The following is a 17,545-nucleotide window of genomic DNA, read 5'->3' as shown; positions in this document are numbered from 1 at the left end:
GAGGGCATGGATTTGAGTTTTGATCGAATCGTGCCCCATATTCCTTTTATCCTAGAAGGGATATGGGTTACGCTACAATTCGTTAGTGTTTCATTGATTATTGGTTTATTGTTAGGAATCATATTGGCATTTTTTAAGATTGGACGCGTTGGAATTTTACGCTTTTTAGCAAATGCTTATACATCTATTTTTCGTGGTACTCCTCTTATACTACAGTTATCAATCATTTATTTTGGTGTCCCTCAATTTGGAATTGATATTAGTGCATATGTAGCAGGCGTTCTTGCTTTTGGTTTAAATTCGGCTGCTTACGTTTCAGAAATTATTCGTGCAGGAATTCAAGCAGTTGATAAAGGACAGCAAGAAGCTGCTGATGCATTAGGGGTTCCTTACAGACATACGATGCTTCATATTATATTACCTCAAGCCTTTCGTAACATATTACCTGCTCTCTTTAATGAGTTTATTAATTTAACGAAGGAATCCGCTATTGTGTCTGTTATTGGGGTTATGGACCTTATGAGAAGAGCTCAAATTGTAAATGCTCAACTGTACACGTATTTCGAAACGTTCCTATTAATTGGACTAGTCTATTACATTCTTGTGATGGGATTGACTTTAATTGGCCGATTTATTGAGAGGAGGTTGCAACGCAGTGATTAAAGTTGATGATTTATATAAGTCATTTCAGCAAATTGAAGTGTTAAAAGGGATCTCAACAGAAATAGAACGAGGTGATGTCGTTGCGGTGATTGGTCCTTCGGGCTCAGGGAAGTCTACCTTTTTGCGTTGCTTGAATTTATTAGAAAAACCTACCTCAGGTCAAGTATGGGTCGGAGAGAAGGAATTGACAAACCCTAAAGCGGACGTTCGAATAGCTAGACAGCAAATTGGAATGGTGTTTCAGCATTTTCATCTTTTTCCTCATATGACCGTTCTTGAAAACATTACGTATGCTCCTCAAAACGTAAAAGGAGAGAAAAAAGAAAGTGCTGTAACTAGAGCAAAGCAATTACTTCAGGATGTTGGATTATTGGGAAAAAGTGGAGAATACCCTAGTCGTTTGTCTGGTGGTCAGAAGCAGAGAGTAGCGATTGCACGGGCATTAGCGATGGAGCCTGAAGTGATGTTATTCGATGAGCCAACTTCTGCTTTAGATCCTGAGATGGTTAAGGAAGTACTGAATGTCATGAAGCAACTAGCTCAATCAGGTATGACGATGGTTATTGTAACACATGAAATGGGCTTTGCCCGAGAAGTTGCCGATCGTGTTCTTTTCCTTGACCAGGGAAAGTTAGTTGAAGATACACCACCGAAACAGTTTTTCGAAGCGCCAACTTCCGATCGAGCAAAAGAATTCCTTGATAAAGTATTATAAATCAATATAGTGACTCGAATAAAGGTCTTTCAGAGACTTATTATTCGAGTTTTTTCATTGAAATAGAAAAGGCCGCGAAGAGATTTTTCGTAAAGAATATATACATGTTGGAATGTATCGTGGCTTCATATGATAAAATACGAATAATAATAGTGCTAGTTTGAACAGAAAAGGAGTCTAATGAATGCCATTTAGAATTGGATATCGTACATTAAAAACAGCTATTGGAGCCGGAGTAGCTGTTGCCATAGCACAAATGCTGAATTTAGACTTTTATGGGTCTGCGGCGATTTTGGCGTTACTTTGTATTTCGACAACGAAACGTGATTCTGTAAAGGCGTCATGGTATCGAATTGCAGCATGTTTAATTGGCCTTGTTGTCAGCTCAATTGTTTTTAGTTTAATTGGTTACGCTCCCTGGGCTTTAGCTGTTGTTTTATTACTCTTTATTCCAATAGCAGTCATGTGGAAAGTAGAAGAAGGGATTGTCACAAGCGCTGTCATCATTTTGCATATGTATACAGCTCAAGAAGTAACTCTTTCTTTAATTATAAATGAATTGCTACTGATTATGATCGGTGTTGGGGTCGCGTTAATTATGAATGCTTATATGCCAAGTAGTGAAAGGAAGCTTCGACATTATCATAAAGAGATCGAAGCGCATTTTAAGAAAATCTTTTTTGAATTGGCTGTTTATTTAAGGTATGGCGAAAGTGACTGGGACGGGAAAGAAATATATGAAACAGATGAATTATTAAAAGCAGGACAAAATGAAGCGTTAGTTAATATACATAACCACTTCCTTCGATATGAGGATCGTTATTACTATTACTTTAAAATGCGAGAAAAGCAATTTGAGTTACTTGAGAGACTTATGCCTTATATATCCTCTATTGACCAGACGTATGAACAAAATGTCGTACTAGCAGGTTTTCTAGAGGAATTAGGTGCGGCCATTAGTCCAGCTAATCAAGTTCCTTATTTCTTAGAAAAGCTTGAGGACATTAAGAAAGGATTTCAAAAAACCAACCTTCCGAAAACACGGGAAGAATTCGAAATTCGCGCATCGTTATTTTATATTATGAATGAACTAAGTGAATATTTGCATATTAAAGATCGTTTATGGAATGAGTTGGATAAGAAGAAACTGTAATGACCACACTATAGAATAAAAAGAAGGGGTTGTTTGTAGTGAGATCACTTTGCTTCTTTTTATTAACTGTCCTTGCGGTTTCGCCTATATGGCCTTTAGGAGAGAATCCGACAGTGGGAGACCCATTTCTAATAGTGAGTGTGTCAGACAAGCAGATTTCTTTTATACATGAAAGTGAAGTTCAGTCAACATACCCAATTGCAATTGGAAAAGATGGCGATGAGACACCGATTGGTCTATTTCAAATTATTGTAAAGGCCAAAAATCCATATTATCGCAAGTTAAATATAGAAGGTGGATCACCAGAAAATCCATTAGGGTCACGCTGGATGGGCTTTGATGCGAACAATACGGACGGGCGTATATATGGTATTCACGGCACAAATCGACCTGATCTAATTGGGAAGGCTGTTACTGCAGGTTGTATAAGAATGGCTAATGAGCATGTAGAGGAACTATTTCAACAAATCCCATTAGGAACAAAGATGTTAATAACTGATACAACAGATTTAGAGGTAGTGGAATTAGCGAAAGAGTATGGGGCAATTTAATACTCCATAACGCAAAAAGGGGATGACCTGATATGGAATCCCCTTTTGCAATATGATAATAATGATTAGAAGATTGAGACTCCCATTAAAAGCGTTCCTAGAACCATCGTAATGATCATAATATATATAATGAGCTTCTGGAATTTACGTGGCATACTGACCCCTCCTCTTAAAACATGCTTATGGCGTAATCGCTATCAAGTCTATACGTCTATTTTACTTGTTACTCGTTGAAAGGACAAGAGGGTTTACAGTAGTAGCTGTTATAAATTGAGATAAACGATGATATAACTTGCTGTTTTATAGCGACAGCGTTACGATAAGAAGGGAAATAAAGGAGGTTTAGTATGTTATGGTAAATGAACAACGATTAGTCGAAGAGTTCTTAGAGCTTGTTCAAATTGATTCAGAAACAAAAGAAGAACAATTAATAGCACCAGTATTAAAAAAGAAATTTCAACAATTAGGTGTCTCCGTAGTGGAGGATGATTCAGCAAGTAGAACGGGACATGGAGCAGGTAACTTAATTTGTACGCTAGAAGGCTCACAAAAGGATGCTACACCGATCTATTTTACCTCTCACATGGATACCGTTGTGCCCGGTAAAGGGATTAAACCTAAAATAGAAAATGGTTATGTTGTAACCGATGGGACTACAATCCTAGGGGCAGATGATAAAGCGGGTATTGCGGCTATGTTTGAGGCGTTAAGAGTACTAAAGGAAAATAAAATTGAACATGGTCTCATTCAATTTATCATTACTGCTGGAGAAGAATCAGGTCTAGTTGGAGCGAAGGAAATGAATCCTGATGATATGAAGGCAAAGTTTGGGTTTGCTCTTGATAGTGATGGTCAAGTAGGAAACATTATTGTTGCAGCTCCTACGCAAGCAAAAATAAGTGCAACGATTTTAGGGAAAACCGCTCATGCTGGGGTAGCGCCAGAAAAAGGGGTGTCAGCTATAACAGTTGCTGCAAAAGCTATTTCTAAAATGCCACTAGGCAGAATAGATGAAGAGACGACGGCGAATATTGGTCGGTTTGAAGGCGGTACGCAAACAAACATCGTATGTGATCACGTAACAATTGTCGCAGAAGCACGTTCACTTATTCAAGAAAAAATGGAAAAGCAAGTTAAAAAAATGAAGAAAGCATTTGAAGAAACGGCTGCAAAATATGGTGCTAAGGCTGAAGTAGAGGTAGACGTTATGTATCCAGGGTTTAAACTTAGTGAAGATGACGTAGTCGTAAAGGTTGCCAAAAAAGCGATGGCTGAAATAGGTAGAGAAGTTCAATTGTTACAAAGTGGCGGTGGTAGTGACGCGAATATTTTTGCTGGTCATGGTGTCCCAACGGTTAATTTAGCTGTCGGTTATGAAGAAATACATACGAAGAATGAACGAATGCCAATCGTTGAATTAGTGAAATTATCAGAAGCTGTAGTGGCTATTATTAAAAAAGTTGCAACAAATACAATAAAGGGTTAATGATGAAAAACGTCTTTTCCAAACTCAAGGCATTCTAATATATGTTCTTCAGTGTCACCGACGATCGTAGCTAGTTCAGCTATTGTTGGTGATTTTTTTTGCTTTGAGCCTGAATGAGCTTGAATTTGATATACTTGTTGAAAAAGATGATTGTATGAAGTTTGTTTCGTCATGCGAACACTCACCTCTCAATTTGTATAAACATACTTTCTAATCTCAGCTTAAAGTAATTTAAGTAGAACATCAACTTTTAGAGGTTGTTCAAAGAGGACGATTTGTTCCTTTTTGAAAAGATAAGAAGGTGTAAAATTCTTAGAAGTACTGTGGGGGAGTCAAGAGGACGAAAGCAGTCATTGCTATATTTTTTGGTGCTTTTTTAACATGCTATTAACATAAATTCGTTAATAAAAAAGAAAGGAGGAGAACAATGTGCTCGCTAGAATCATTTTCCATTTAGACATGAACAGCTTCTTTGCTTCAGTTGAAGTTGCTAAAGATCCAACGTTGTCAGGAAAACCGTTAGCAATTGCCGGAAATCCCAAAGAACGTAAAGGAATTATTGTGACGAGTACATATGAAGCGCGTGCTAAAGGAGTAAAAACAACGATGCCGATTTGGCAGGCGAAGAAGCTTTGTCCAGAGCTCATTGTTCTCCCGCCTAATGGTGATTCCTACCGTAAAGCATCACAGGCAATTTTCGATATTTTGTTTTCGTATACGCCAAACGTACAGCAAGTTTCTATAGACGAAGGATATATGGATGTTACGGATATGACTGATATTCACCCTGTTTCGTTAGCTAAACAAATTCAAAAACGAATATTTGACGAGCTAAGACTACCTTGTAGTATTGGAATCGCTCCGAATAAATTTCTAGCGAAGATGGCCAGTGATATGAAGAAGCCAAATGGTATAACGATCGTACGAAAACGTGATGTTTCTCAGGTGCTTTGGCCAATGCCGATCGAAGAGATGCACGGTATTGGACGAAAAACAGTAGAAAAGTGGAAAAAAACATCGATTCATACAATCGGTGATTTAGCAGTGGCTGACAAAGAATTGTTAGCAAAGAAATTTGGTGATCGTGGGTTGAAGCTTCAGGAAAGGGCCAATGGGATTGATCACCGAAAAGTAGATCCTAATGCATATAGTCAATTTAAATCAATTGGCCATTCAAAAACGTTACATGCCGATACAGCAAATCGTGAATTAATCAATGAAACATTTTCAAAATTAGCTGTTCAAGTACAACATAGATTACATGCGAAAAAAGTGTGTGCATACGGAGTTCAAATAACAATTCGTTATTTTAATTGGAAAATGATTACAAGAAGTAAAAAGCTTGTTGACCCTATTCAAAGTGAGCAAGATCTCTTAATGGAAGCAAAACGGATGTTTGACCATGCTTGGAATGGTGAACGAGTTCGATTATTAGGCATTAGCACGTATGATTTAATCGATCAACAATATGCATACAGACAACTCGACTTATTTTCCTATAAGGAAGACGAAAAAATGGAAAGGTTACAGCAAACGATAAAGCATCTTCGGAAAAAATTCGGGGATGGAAGTGTTCAAAAGGGATATAGGAAGAAAATAAATGATGACAATTAACATTAATAGTTTCTTCACATCTGCCGATATAGTAAGTAGGATGAAAGAGTGCGGAGGTGAAAGCACATGCAAATTCAGCAGCAATTGACGTCTTCTTCGAAACAATTTGACAGTCAAAATCAACTAAGAGAGGGAGATGTTTATAGAGCAACAATAAAGGAGCGAACAGGAGAACGGGACGCCATTGTTTCCATTAGAGGGCGCGATGTCCCTGTAATATTTGAAGGCTCCTTACCGTCAAAAGAGCGTGTTCATGTGCAGGTAACAGAGAATCGTGGAGATTCAATTCGGGTTAAGGTTGCAGAAGAGCAAACTAGGCAAACGGGACAAGGTCGACCATTAACAAGTAGCCAAGGTGAAATGCAGCAACGATTGCAGCATTTAGGTGTACAACAACCAAGTCGCGAATTGACAAGGGCTGCTATGATTTTACATGAACAAGGTGTTTCGTTAAATAGAAATGCTGTACGTGACTTACAACAATTTATACAAACAGGGAATGCGAATGACCGCTTGCAAACGATTCAAGCGATAGCAAATAAAAGGCTTGACATAACGCCAAGTCATTTACGGGCTGTTGATGAAGCTCTACACGGAAGACCGTTAAACCAAGTCTTAACCGATCTTGCGCGAGAAATAAAGCAAGAAATCAAACCTCCTTCTAGAGAACATGCCTCTCAATCAGGACAAGGGCAAAGAGTTCATGTTGAAGAAATACGTCAACTCCTTCAATCTGATCCTAGACAAGCAATTGAGAGACTTGTACGAATGCAACAACATTTGAGTCATTCTTCTGAAGGGTCACAAGCAACGGAACGTTTAGCGAAAGAGGCCAGACAGCTGCAGCAAGCGGCAATTGATCGGATCCTTCAAGCTTTGCCACAATCGAAAGAATTTAGCTCATTACGACAACAAATACAAGAACGTGGCGTAACGGAGGAAATACGTCAGAGACTAGCTCAAATGAATCTGCCAAATCGTGATCAACTTGATCGAGCTATTCGACAATCCGTTCAGCTACAACAGGCAGCAAATGAACGTGTTATGCAAGCTTTGTCTCATAACCAATCTCATACAGTTGCAAAACAAGATATTACCCAGCAAGTAGTGCGAATAATCGAGTCGACAACGGATACAGGTCGAACTGCTGAACGATTACACGTATTACTCACGAACGAGAATCGTACATCCCTAACGATACAACAAATACAGCAATTAGTTGAAGGTGTACGTCAGCATTTAAGTCAAGGAAGAGCTGAACAAGCAATTCAACAAGTCACAATGACGCTTTCACAAACAAATTCTGCTGAAGCGATGACGCTAAATACTCAAACGAGTTCGCCAGGATCATTATCCAACGTCATTCATCAATTTGTTGAGCAATCGTTACGTTCATTGCAAACAGAACCGAACTTTCAACGAGCGATTGAACAAATCCAGACTCAGCTAGTAAATCGTCCGTTTTCAGAGACGATAAAGAATGATATCCAGCAACAAATAGCAGCAGCACAACAAACAGAACAGTCAGGAAGAGAGATGAAAGCAAGGCAAGAAGTCGCTCATTCTTTGCAGCAACTCGAACAACAAACTCAACCAACACCTTCGAGTAGAGAATCAATTTATATTCAGAATGAGCAATTCCAAACGAGTCAGCAATCAGCAAACAAAATGATAGCTGTTACGACTGTGACAGAGAGAATGGCACAATTAACGGCTGATTTTAAACAATTTCAAAGAGAGCTACATCGATCGTTAGATCAAACAGCTAGATTGATTGAACAATTTCGTAGCCAAGCACAGCAACAAGCGAAACCAATGCTTGAAAAGACGATTAAACGGTTAGACAATGCGATTTTAAAAAGTGAAATGATGCTCTTTACAGATATGAAAACAGAAAGAGAATTAATGCAAGCGAGTAATCGTTTAGCCGAAGCCAAGCAATTGTTAGCGAGAGGCTCTCATCGAGAAGCAAATCAAATCGTAAGAGAAGTAAGTCAGCTCGTTGAAAAAGTCCATTTTCAACCTTCTGAAACGAAGGTTAAGCACTATACGGCTGCTAGGGAAGAGGCGGTTCGAAATATGCAATTGCCTGAGCAAAACGGGCCGAGACAGATGTCAGAAACGATAAGACCGATACCGGCTGAACCATCGCCTCGAGCTATGCTTGAATTAATTCGTAGTCTTGGTTTAAATCGTGATAGTGAATTAGCACAACAATTTGCTTCAGGTAACCGTGAGCACACTCATGAACAACAACAGAATCTGAAATCATTGTTAATGCAGCTTGCGCGTGGAGAAGAAGAGGGAACACGTGCCAATCAGCTTGCAAATCAAGCATTAAATAACTTGACTGGCCAACAGCTATTAAGTCGGTCTGATCAGCAAAATATGCAAAGCTTATTCTTTCAGCTACCGTTTTTATTAGAAGAGAAAGTAGAGAACTTAAAAGTATTCGTTAATTCTCGTAATGAAGACGAGCAAGTTGATTGGGAAAATTGTAGTATCTATTTCTTAATGCAAACACCTAAGATGGGGGATATTGGTATTCTCGTATCGGTAAAGGATCGTCAATTATCTGTTACGTTGAAAAATGATCAACTGGACTTTCAGGCAAAAATGGAGCCTTTTGTTCAACAATCGATTGATAAGCTTGGAGAGCTTGGTTTTAACATTAAGGGAATACACTTTGCACATTTACAAGAGGATAATGACCAAGAAAAAGGTAAAGAGATGGATGAACCTCGGCAACGAGCGACATTTACGGAGAAAGGGTTTGATTTTAAAGTATGATTATTTCCAAGCATATTAATCATAAGCAACGAAAGCTAAGTAATGGACCTTCTGCAGCAGTGATTCGCTATGATCATAATGAGGATACACCAAAGGTTGTCGCGCATGGGAAAGGTCAAGTCGCAAGTCAAATTATTGATATTGCAAAGCAAAACGATATTCATATGCAAGAAGATCCATTACTTGTTGAAAATTTACTAGATATGGATCTAGGAGATAATATTCCTCCACAGCTCTATTCAATTATGGCAGAGGTTTTATTATTAATAGAAGAAATGGAGAAAAACTATTAAAAATTAGAAGAAACAAACCGATAGTAATAATGAGAGAGCGGAGGTGGAAACATTGACTGCATTCCTCACAAACGAAGCACTTCATCAAAAGTCATCTGAGCAAATTACGGCTTTGTTATATGAAGCAGCTTTAACGAACTTAGAAGAGGCGCTTGCACATAATGAACAAAAGGAATATATTGACGCAAATGAAAAATTAAAAAAAGCAGGCGATATTGTTTATCGGTTAGGTGCAGGTTTAAACTATGAAGCTGGGATCGTAGCCGATCAACTAGATCAAGTTTACAATTATATCGCTGACAAGATTATTGAAGCTAATTATAAAAAAGACAATGAAATCATACGTGAAGTGATCCAAATAGTAGAATCGATTATGTCAGCTTGGAATGAGGCGATGAAGGTGAAGAAAGATCCGCAATCATCACTTGTTAAGCAAAAAGCTCAAGCATATGAATCGACTTCCATGTATGAGTCATAAAAAAGGAGATTGAACAATGAAAATTAACAACAATATTCAAGCGTTAAATGCGTATCGTAACCTTCATGCAAATCAATTTAGTACATCGAAGAATTTAGAAAAGTTATCTTCGGGATTACGAATTAACCGTGCTGCGGATGATGCGGCGGGGCTAGCGATTTCAGAGAAAATGCGTTCACAAATTCGTGGCTTGAAAATGGCTGAGCGTAATGCGATGGACGGGATTTCTTTAATGCAAACATCAGAAGGTGCGATGCAAGAAGTACATACGATGCTACAACGAATGCGTGAATTAGCAGTTCAAGCGGCAAATGATACAAATACAGAATATGATCGTGAGCAAATCCAAAAGGAAATTGATCAATTAAAACTAGAGATTGATGACATTTCGGAGAAAACAGAGTTCAATACGAGAAAGCTGTTGAATGGTTATAGTGCGGTAATGACGACGTATGACCAAACAGGAAATGATATTAATTTACAAGGTTATCCTGTTGTGACTGATGCGAACTTTAAGTCAGGTCAATATGAAGTGGAGGTAGGAGATGTTGTAGAGTATTATGAAATTACTCAACCAGCAGCGGGTTTAGGAACGACGGCTCCTCAACCTGACATTAAGTTTACAAACTTCCCTGCTGCTGATGCTGACGAAGAAATGAAGTTTGGTGAGTATACGATTCGCATTCGAGACGTGCGCCCAAATGAAGATGCGGAGGTTGAAATCCTTGATCCAGACGGCTTGCCAATCGGAACGAAAGTTGTTGGTATAGGAGATGAAGGTGAGGCAGAAATGGACATTTTTGGTATCACGATTGATACTTCAAAAATCGACTCTGCTGGAACGGTAAAAGTGAAAATGGAAGCTACGGCGACGATTACTTTAAATGATGGGGATGGTAATCCGATCAAGTCGCCTCGAGAATTAACATCAACGAATGGCTTATTTAAGCACGGTGGAGTTGAATATCAATTTAACACGTCCATTGAAGAAAATGAAACACTAGAATTCACCATCACAAACAACGCCTTATCTTTCCAAATTGGACCGAATACGAATCAAAACGTCATGATTGATATTCCGAAAATGGATGTTGTGACGTTAAATATCGAAAATGTGAATGTATTAACGAACGAAGCAGCGAACCAAGCGATCTTTGCTCTTGATCAAGCCGTAAACCGATTGTCTGATGCGCGTGCTAAGCTCGGTGCTGTTCAGAACCGTCTTGAGCATACGATTAACAATTTACAAGTGACTCATGAGAATTTAACTGCATCTGAGTCTCGTATTCGCGATGCAGATATGGCGCTTGAAATGACTGAATTCACGCGAAATAACATTTTGAACCAGTCTGCGACAGCGATGTTAGCGCAAGCGAACCAATTACCACAAGGTGTACTCCAGCTTTTACAATAATATAACGAGTAGAGGAGGCATCTCCTAGAGTCACTTCTAGAGATGTCTCTTTCTTTTTCTAAGAAAGTATAAAATTAGAGGGAGACATGTGAGAAGAACCGAAGAAGCAAGTGGGATCATTCAAAGAAGAGCGTTGGCTTCGTTGTAACGGCTCCGCACAACGCTAGTAAGAAAAGACGCTACCGCGCTTTTCTTACATAGAGACGAAACACGAATCATTTGGTATAATCGTACTAATGAAATGGGAACAAGGTGGTGTGACAGCGTGGATGTTCAGCGAGTCGGAAAAGCAGGTATCAATAAAACAGACATGAAGCCTAAAGGACCGGAAGCGAGTGTGTCATTTAAGGAAGTCATCGGCAAGCAGCGTAATGAGAAGGCCTATGATCGACTATCGGCATTAATGCAAAAGATTGATGACCAAGGGAAAGTTTTGTCGGAAACTCGTACAGTTGACGAATTGCGAAAATATAAAAAGCTTGTGAAAGAATTTATGGAAGATGCTGTTGAGTTTGGATTAAGTCTAGAGGAACGACGGGGCTTTAATCGTCGAGGTAGAACGAAAATTTATAAAATCGTCAAGGAAGTTGATCGAAAGCTCCTTGATTTAACGGATGCCGTTCTTGATAAACAAAAAAAAGGATTAGATATATTGAATATGGTTGGTGAAATTAAAGGCTTGCTCGTGAATATTTATGCGTGAAGATGATAAGACAAAGATGAGTTGTTGCGTCGTCAATTATACAAGTATTAAAAATGAGAAAGGATCTCTTACGTTGAATGAAGCGTTAGAGATCCTTTTATTTGTGCTTATTTAGGGAATGATACGCGGATAGCGTTGTGGATATGTTTTAAATGAATACAAAAGGTTAAACAAACTGCAAAGCGTTTCCTCTTACCAAGCTCGTTCGTATTGGTTGGGTGCTTGGATGGTTGTTTGCAATTCCTTTGCTGCGCTAAGTGGCCAATAAGGATTTCGCAAAAGCTCTCTCGCGATGAAGATTAAGTCTGCACGGCCGTTTTGAAGGATTTCTTCCGCTTGAATACCAGTTGTGATAAGACCAACTGCACCTGTATCGATATTGGCTCCTTGCCGGATGGCTTCGGCATGAGGCACTTGATATCCAGGATACACTTCGCTTGGACCAGCCGGAATGACTCCACCAGTACTAACATCTATTAAGTCAATATCTAATTCTTTCAACCAAGTTGATAATGCAATGAAATCCTCTAACGAATTTCCTTGATCGGAATATTCATCTGCTGAAATTCGAACGAAAAGCGGGCCGCTCCACACATTTTGTATACTTTCGATAATACGACGTAAAAATCGGAAACGATTCTCTAACGTTCCACCATATTGATCGGTTCGTTTATTTGTTAAAGGTGATAAGAATTGATTGATCAAATACCCATGAGCAGCGTGGACTTCAATAATGTCATAGCCTGCTTCTTTTGCACGTTTCGCTCCGTTTGTAAAAGCGGTAATCATTTCATTGATTTGGTCAGATGTTAATTCATTTGGTTTCTTTATTTGATCGAATGCTATAGATGAAGGAGCATATATCGTTTCATTAACGGTTGATTTACGCCCGGCATGAGCTAGTTGAATCGCAGCTTTCGCGCCGTGCTCGTGAACACGCTCAACGATATGTTGATGTCCTGCTGTATGCTTGTCATCCCAAATACCTAAATCTTGATCTGAGATGCGTCCTTCTGGGGTAATGGCTGTTGCTTCAACCATAATAAGACCAACTTGCCCAACAGCCCGAGATTCATAATGACTTATATGAAAAGGACGCACATGACCATCTTTCGTGTCAGAAGAGTACATGCACATAGGTGACATCACAATTCGGTTTTTTAACGTAATTCCTTTAAACGTAATGGGTGAAAATAATTTATTTGTCATGGAAGTCCCTCCAATATCGCTATTAGTATCTTGCAAATTATATAGTAGCATGTTTGTTTATCGATATCGAATTATAAGCTTCTGTTTTTTCGGGAACAATTACGATAAAAAGGAGGTACTTTTTAGATGCATACAAAGCAAACAGTTAAATATATTTGTCATCACTATCCATCAGGGAATTGCTATTATTATAAAAGTGAAATCATTACACACCTTTCATGGGATTGTCTCGATTCGTTACAGTGGTCAACTCCTAGACCAATTACTGAACGTACGTTTTTAAAAAGGAGGAAGCAAGGGTATAAAGTTGAATTTGTTTATCAAACGAAGCAGCCTGCTGTGATTGTACCTATAAGGTGAGTAATTGTCACAATCATGACGATTTTATTTGTTTGTTTCTAATCTGACTTCCTGTAAACTAAGGAATGAAGAACATGTGGAGAGGGGTACATAATGAAACATTTTTTAAAAATTAGTAGTTTGGCGCTTGCTATTTTATTAGTAGGTTGCAATTTAGAAACGGTCGAACAGCAGCAAGTATTAGAGCTTGATGCAAGTCATATAGATTCCTTTTTGATTGATCATGATGAAGGTGATGTTCAGATTCGTTCAAGCGACAGTGCGAATATGATTGAAGTTGAAGCGACGTTTTCTGCTATAAGTAGTGAAGAAGAGCTAGCTGCGGCTTTCTTAGAGCGCAATCTTACATTATCATTAGAAAATGTTGATGGTGTGGCTATGTTGAAAACATCAATCAAACGTATAGCAAACGAATCTGAAGAGGGTGACATTCATTTAGAGATTACGGTGCCTGCGCATTTGAAGGTTGAACTAAAACAGAATGCGGGAAAGTTACATATTCAAGGATTACAGGAAGAACTTGCAGTTCAGCACGGGACGGATAGTCTTGTCATTGAAGATGTTGAAGCAAATGTAACGATTACTGATGGTGCTGGTTCCGTTCAGTTAATGAATGTTATAGGGGAAACGAGAATAAATAATGCAACAGGTCATACAGTTGTTGCTGATTCTGCAGGAGATATTGTCATAACGAATGGAACGGGCGATGTTGAACTAGAGGGGTTTAACGGCACAGTGTCTGTTCGAAGTGGGGCTGGTCATATTTCGATTAATCATGTTGATGGCGATGTGACGATTATTGAAAGTGCTCAAGGGAATGTAGAAATTGAAAATGTTACTGGGGAGATTGTTAATTTCGTCAAATAATTGAAAGTCTAGAAGAGAGCTCGTAATTGAGTTGTTTTCTAGGCTTTTTTTGTACAGATAAGTGGGAATCGAAGAAACGTTTTAGGTCGTTTTATTAATTATGAATTTTCATGTTAGATATATGAAATCTCAATTGACAAAACCATTGGAAATAGATAGAATACTATTAAACAAATAAATCATATCGTTTTTATAGGGATTAAATGAATTTCGACTTAGTGAGGAGGGGAGAGGCTGATGAATTTAACCTATGAGCAATTGCAAGAGAATGAGTATAAACAAATTAATGAAGAGCTTGAACATAAAGATACACTTGAAGTCATTAAATGGGCGTATGAATCATTCGGTGATAACCTCGTGTATTCTTGTAGCTTCGGTGCAGAAGGAATGGTCTTAATTGATCTAATAAGTAAGGTGAAAAAAGATGCACAAATTGTTTTTTTAGATACAGATTTTCATTTCAAAGAAACGTACGATTTGATTGATCAAGTAAAATCAAAATACCCTTCATTGAAAATCGAACTGGCTAAGCCTGAATTGACACCTGAAGAACAGGTTGAGAAGTATGGAGATAAACTATGGGAAAGACAGCCTGATGCATGTTGTCAAATTCGAAAGCTTGTGCCATTACAACGGGAATTGAATAAATACGATGCATGGTTCTCAGGATTGCGTCGAGAACAATCGCCCACTAGGGCAAACACTCAATTTGTTAATCAGGATAACCGTTTTAAGTCGATAAAGGTGTGTCCGTTAATTCATTGGACAGAAGAAGAAATTTGGATGTACATCCGCCTTCACAAACTTCCTTACAATGAATTACATGATAAGAGGTATCCTAGCATTGGATGTGAATACTGTACGAAACCCGTTGCCGAAGGAGAAGATCCTAGAAGTGGCAGATGGGCGAATTCAGAAAAGACAGAGTGCGGACTCCATGTTAATGGTAGTGGCATATAATAAGGAGGAAATGAAATATGACAACAATTCAAGCACATGGTGGAACATTAGTTCAACTTTTTGAACCTGACTATGATGTTTCATCACTTACAAAAGAAATTCAATTAGATTCATTTGCGTTATCAGATTTAGAATTAATTGGGGTTGGGGCATTTAGTCCTTTAACGGGCTTTTTGAATAAGGAAGATTATGAAAGTGTCGTGCGTAATATGAGGCTTTCAAATGGGACGATCTGGAGTATTCCAATTACATTACCAGTTGATAAAGGTGTGGCTGATTCTTTAAAACGAGGTGAACAAGTTAAGCTCGTTCATAATGGAGATGTGTATGGAGTCATTACAGTTGAAGAAGTGTATGAGCCTAATAAGAAAGAAGAGGCAGAAAATGTCTATCGTACTTCTGATTTAGCTCATCCTGGTGTGAAGAAGTTATTTGATCGTCATGATATATATGTAGCTGGGCCGATCGTGTTAACGAAACGGTTAAAGCGTGATCGCTTTGAAGAGTATTATTTAGATCCGAAAGAGACAAGGAAGAAGTTTGCTGAGCTAGGGTGGAATCGTGTAGTTGGGTTCCAAACTCGAAATCCTGTCCATCGAGCACACGAATATATTCAAAAATCAGCTTTAGAAATTGTTGATGGCCTATTTTTAAATCCTTTAGTAGGTGAAACGAAATCTGATGATATACCAGCAGATGTGCGGATGGAAAGCTATGAAGTGTTACTAGATAAATATTATCCGAAAGATCGCGTCTTTTTAGCTGTTTTTCCAGCGGCGATGAGATATGCAGGCCCTCGTGAAGCCGTATTCCATGCTATTGTTCGACAAAATTTTGGTTGTACTCATTTTATCGTCGGGCGTGATCATGCGGGTGTTGGTGATTATTATGGAACATATGATGCTCAACTGATCTTTTCTGAGTTTGAAAAAGGAGAATTAGCAATTGAGCCGCTTTTCTTCGAGCATAGTTTTTATTGTAAAGCTTGTGGGAATATGGCTTCTACGAAAACATGTCCTCATGGAAAAGAAGATCGTGTCATCTTATCAGGAACGAAGGTTCGTCAAATGCTTTCAGATGGTATAACTCCACCCCCTGAATTTAGTCGTAAAGAAGTAGTAGAGGTATTAATTAGAGGTATGAAGAAGCAAGTTCATGCTTAATAGAAGGGAAGAACCTGTATGACTTTATCCATTGTCGCAATTGTAATTGCGTGTTTTTTCGCAATGAATATCGGTGCAAGTGGGACAGCAGCGGCAATGGGACCAGCTTATGGAAGTGGTGCCATACCGAAAAAGAGAGTAGCAATGTTACTCGTTGGCGCGTTTGCTTTTTTAGGAGCTTTGTCTGGAGGGGAGGTTGTTCGCACGATTGGCAGCGGGATTATTCCGACTTCCATTGTTGATGTTGAGGTCGTCATTATCATTCTTTCTGCTGCATGCCTTTCACTTTTTATTGCCAATTTACTTGGAATTCCGCTTTCGACAAGTGAAGTTGTAGTTGGAGCCATTGTTGGCGCTGGGATAGCCTATCAAGAGTTATTCTTTAATTCGTTATTCGTTATCGTTTCGTTTTGGGTAATTGTACCGATTGTTGCTTTCTTGTTAGCCTTTGTATTTGGACATTTAGTGAAAAGACTTGAAAAAAAACATCCGATGTTAAATGGAAAAGGGAAATGGCGTAAGCCTTTGACTATTCTTTTAATTGTGAGTGCTTGCATGGAAGCATTTGCTGCTGGAATGAACAATGTCGCTAATGCTGTAGGACCTCTTGTTGGAGCAGGGCTTATTGATATTCATATCGGGATCATAATGGGAGGCTTCTTTGTAGCATTAGGAGCGATTTTACTTGGTGGCAGAGTACTTGAAACGAATGGGAAACGTATTACGAAATTGAGTCTATTACAAGGAAGTACGGTTTCGATCACGGGTGGCTCACTCGTTATTACAGCCTCAGTATTTGGGTTACCTGTGCCGTTAACTCAAGTGACGACATCAGCCATTATTGGAATCGGTACAGTCGATGGCGGATTTAGACTATGGCAAAAAAGTATTTTAAAGCAAATTGTGAAAGTGTGGATTGTTTCACCGTTGTTTTCACTCGTGCTTTCATATGGATTCATTCTTCTTTTTAAAGAAGGAGATTATTATTCACTAGCTGTATTGTTAAGTGCTTTAATAGCCACTGCGGGCGCATATAGCTTATACAGAACGGTAAGACAAAATCGTCGAACGACTTATGATGATGGTGCAGGAATATAGGAATGAATTGTTGGAGAAAAGGTGTGAA

Annotated in this window: 19 protein-coding genes; 16 read left to right on the top strand and 3 right to left on the bottom strand. The window is 38.7% G+C overall.

Annotation, left to right across the window (positions count from 1 at the left end):
* The first annotated feature begins 6 nt into the window (after positions 1-6).
* The 4 genes from ACERJO_RS03195 to ACERJO_RS03180 all read left to right on the top strand — a co-directional run bounded on the left by ACERJO_RS03195 (position 7) and on the right by ACERJO_RS03180 (position 3,082).
* Entirely contained in the window at positions 7-663 is a 657-nt protein-coding gene (locus ACERJO_RS03195) for an amino acid ABC transporter permease (RefSeq protein WP_247104935.1), read from the top strand.
* On the top strand, positions 656-1,378 hold the full coding sequence (locus tag ACERJO_RS03190) for an amino acid ABC transporter ATP-binding protein (protein ID WP_373646533.1): 723 nt from the start codon (positions 656-658) through the stop codon (positions 1,376-1,378). Before ACERJO_RS03195 ends, ACERJO_RS03190 begins: the two co-directional genes overlap by 8 nt.
* A gap of 184 nt (positions 1,379-1,562) precedes the next feature.
* Entirely contained in the window at positions 1,563-2,531 is a 969-nt protein-coding gene (locus ACERJO_RS03185; RefSeq protein WP_373646532.1) for an aromatic acid exporter family protein, read from the top strand.
* 38 nt (positions 2,532-2,569) lie between these two features.
* Positions 2,570-3,082 carry a L,D-transpeptidase gene (locus ACERJO_RS03180; RefSeq protein WP_373646531.1) on the top strand — a complete coding sequence of 171 codons (513 nt, stop codon included), beginning with the start codon at positions 2,570-2,572 and terminating at the stop codon, positions 3,080-3,082.
* Between the two features lie 65 nt (positions 3,083-3,147).
* Here the strand turns inward: ACERJO_RS03180 and prli42 are convergent, their stop codons facing one another.
* The gene (gene prli42, locus ACERJO_RS03175; RefSeq protein WP_156314987.1) at positions 3,148-3,237 is read right to left on the bottom strand and encodes a stressosome-associated protein Prli42; all 90 of its coding nucleotides are present in this window, start codon (positions 3,235-3,237) and stop codon (positions 3,148-3,150) included.
* Between the two features lie 197 nt (positions 3,238-3,434).
* On the opposite strand from prli42, the gene ACERJO_RS03170 reads away from it, so the two are divergent.
* Positions 3,435-4,568, top strand: coding sequence for a M20/M25/M40 family metallo-hydrolase (locus ACERJO_RS03170; protein WP_247104930.1), 1,134 nt, complete (start codon positions 3,435-3,437; stop codon positions 4,566-4,568).
* Here ACERJO_RS03170 and ACERJO_RS03165 read toward each other — a convergent pair.
* Positions 4,565-4,741 carry a hypothetical protein gene (locus ACERJO_RS03165; RefSeq protein ID WP_373646530.1) on the bottom strand — a complete coding sequence of 59 codons (177 nt, stop codon included), beginning with the start codon at positions 4,739-4,741 and terminating at the stop codon, positions 4,565-4,567. The two genes, ACERJO_RS03170 and ACERJO_RS03165, sit on opposite strands and share 4 nt — an antisense overlap.
* Positions 4,742-4,997: 256 nt before the next feature.
* Here ACERJO_RS03165 and ACERJO_RS03160 point away from each other — a divergent pair, with 256 nt between their 5' ends.
* The 6 genes from ACERJO_RS03160 (at position 4,998) to ACERJO_RS03135 (ending at position 11,860) form a co-directional block, all read left to right on the top strand.
* A complete protein-coding gene (locus tag ACERJO_RS03160; RefSeq protein WP_373646529.1) occupies positions 4,998-6,182 on the top strand; it encodes a DNA polymerase IV in 1,185 nt (394 codons plus the stop codon).
* 66 nt (positions 6,183-6,248) lie between these two features.
* A complete protein-coding gene (locus ACERJO_RS03155; protein ID WP_373646528.1) occupies positions 6,249-8,972 on the top strand; it encodes a hypothetical protein in 2,724 nt (907 codons plus the stop codon).
* Complete coding sequence (locus ACERJO_RS03150) at positions 8,969-9,265, top strand: EscU/YscU/HrcU family type III secretion system export apparatus switch protein (protein WP_247104921.1); 297 nt, start codon at positions 8,969-8,971, stop codon at positions 9,263-9,265. The genes ACERJO_RS03155 and ACERJO_RS03150 overlap by 4 nt, the downstream gene beginning before the upstream one ends.
* A gap of 52 nt (positions 9,266-9,317) precedes the next feature.
* Entirely contained in the window at positions 9,318-9,743 is a 426-nt protein-coding gene (locus ACERJO_RS03145) for a flagellar export chaperone FliS (RefSeq protein WP_247104920.1), read from the top strand.
* Positions 9,744-9,759: 16 nt separating this feature from the next.
* The gene (locus tag ACERJO_RS03140; protein WP_373646526.1) at positions 9,760-11,157 is read left to right on the top strand and encodes a flagellin N-terminal helical domain-containing protein; all 1,398 of its coding nucleotides are present in this window, start codon (positions 9,760-9,762) and stop codon (positions 11,155-11,157) included.
* 265 nt (positions 11,158-11,422) lie between these two features.
* Positions 11,423-11,860, top strand: coding sequence for a YaaR family protein (locus tag ACERJO_RS03135; protein ID WP_247104918.1), 438 nt, complete (start codon positions 11,423-11,425; stop codon positions 11,858-11,860).
* A gap of 192 nt (positions 11,861-12,052) precedes the next feature.
* Here ACERJO_RS03135 and namA read toward each other — a convergent pair whose 3' ends face one another.
* Entirely contained in the window at positions 12,053-13,069 is a 1,017-nt protein-coding gene (gene namA / locus ACERJO_RS03130; RefSeq protein WP_373646525.1) for an NADPH dehydrogenase NamA, read from the bottom strand.
* A 126-nt stretch (positions 13,070-13,195) separates the two neighbouring features.
* Here namA and ACERJO_RS03125 point away from each other — a divergent pair, with 126 nt between their 5' ends.
* The 5 genes from ACERJO_RS03125 to ACERJO_RS03105 all read left to right on the top strand — a co-directional run bounded on the left by ACERJO_RS03125 (position 13,196) and on the right by ACERJO_RS03105 (position 17,517).
* Positions 13,196-13,429 carry a hypothetical protein gene (locus ACERJO_RS03125; RefSeq protein WP_247104916.1) on the top strand — a complete coding sequence of 78 codons (234 nt, stop codon included), beginning with the start codon at positions 13,196-13,198 and terminating at the stop codon, positions 13,427-13,429.
* Positions 13,430-13,522: 93 nt separating this feature from the next.
* On the top strand, positions 13,523-14,296 hold the full coding sequence (locus ACERJO_RS03120) for a DUF4097 family beta strand repeat-containing protein (protein WP_373646524.1): 774 nt from the start codon (positions 13,523-13,525) through the stop codon (positions 14,294-14,296).
* A gap of 237 nt (positions 14,297-14,533) precedes the next feature.
* Positions 14,534-15,256, top strand: a complete 723-nt coding sequence (locus tag ACERJO_RS03115; protein WP_373646522.1) for a phosphoadenylyl-sulfate reductase — start codon at positions 14,534-14,536, stop codon at positions 15,254-15,256.
* A 17-nt stretch (positions 15,257-15,273) separates the two neighbouring features.
* Complete coding sequence (gene sat, locus ACERJO_RS03110) at positions 15,274-16,419, top strand: sulfate adenylyltransferase (RefSeq protein ID WP_373646521.1); 1,146 nt, start codon at positions 15,274-15,276, stop codon at positions 16,417-16,419.
* Between the two features lie 18 nt (positions 16,420-16,437).
* Positions 16,438-17,517 carry a sulfate permease gene (locus tag ACERJO_RS03105; protein WP_373646520.1) on the top strand — a complete coding sequence of 360 codons (1,080 nt, stop codon included), beginning with the start codon at positions 16,438-16,440 and terminating at the stop codon, positions 17,515-17,517.
* Positions 17,518-17,545: the final 28 nt, after the last annotated feature.

Source organism: Halalkalibacter sp. AB-rgal2 (assembly GCF_041821005.1).
Taxonomy (GTDB): Bacteria; Bacillota; Bacilli; order Bacillales; family Bacillaceae_D; genus Halalkalibacter.
The sequence above is the reverse complement of the archived record's forward strand: the minus strand, read 5'-3'. Positions and strand labels throughout refer to the sequence as shown.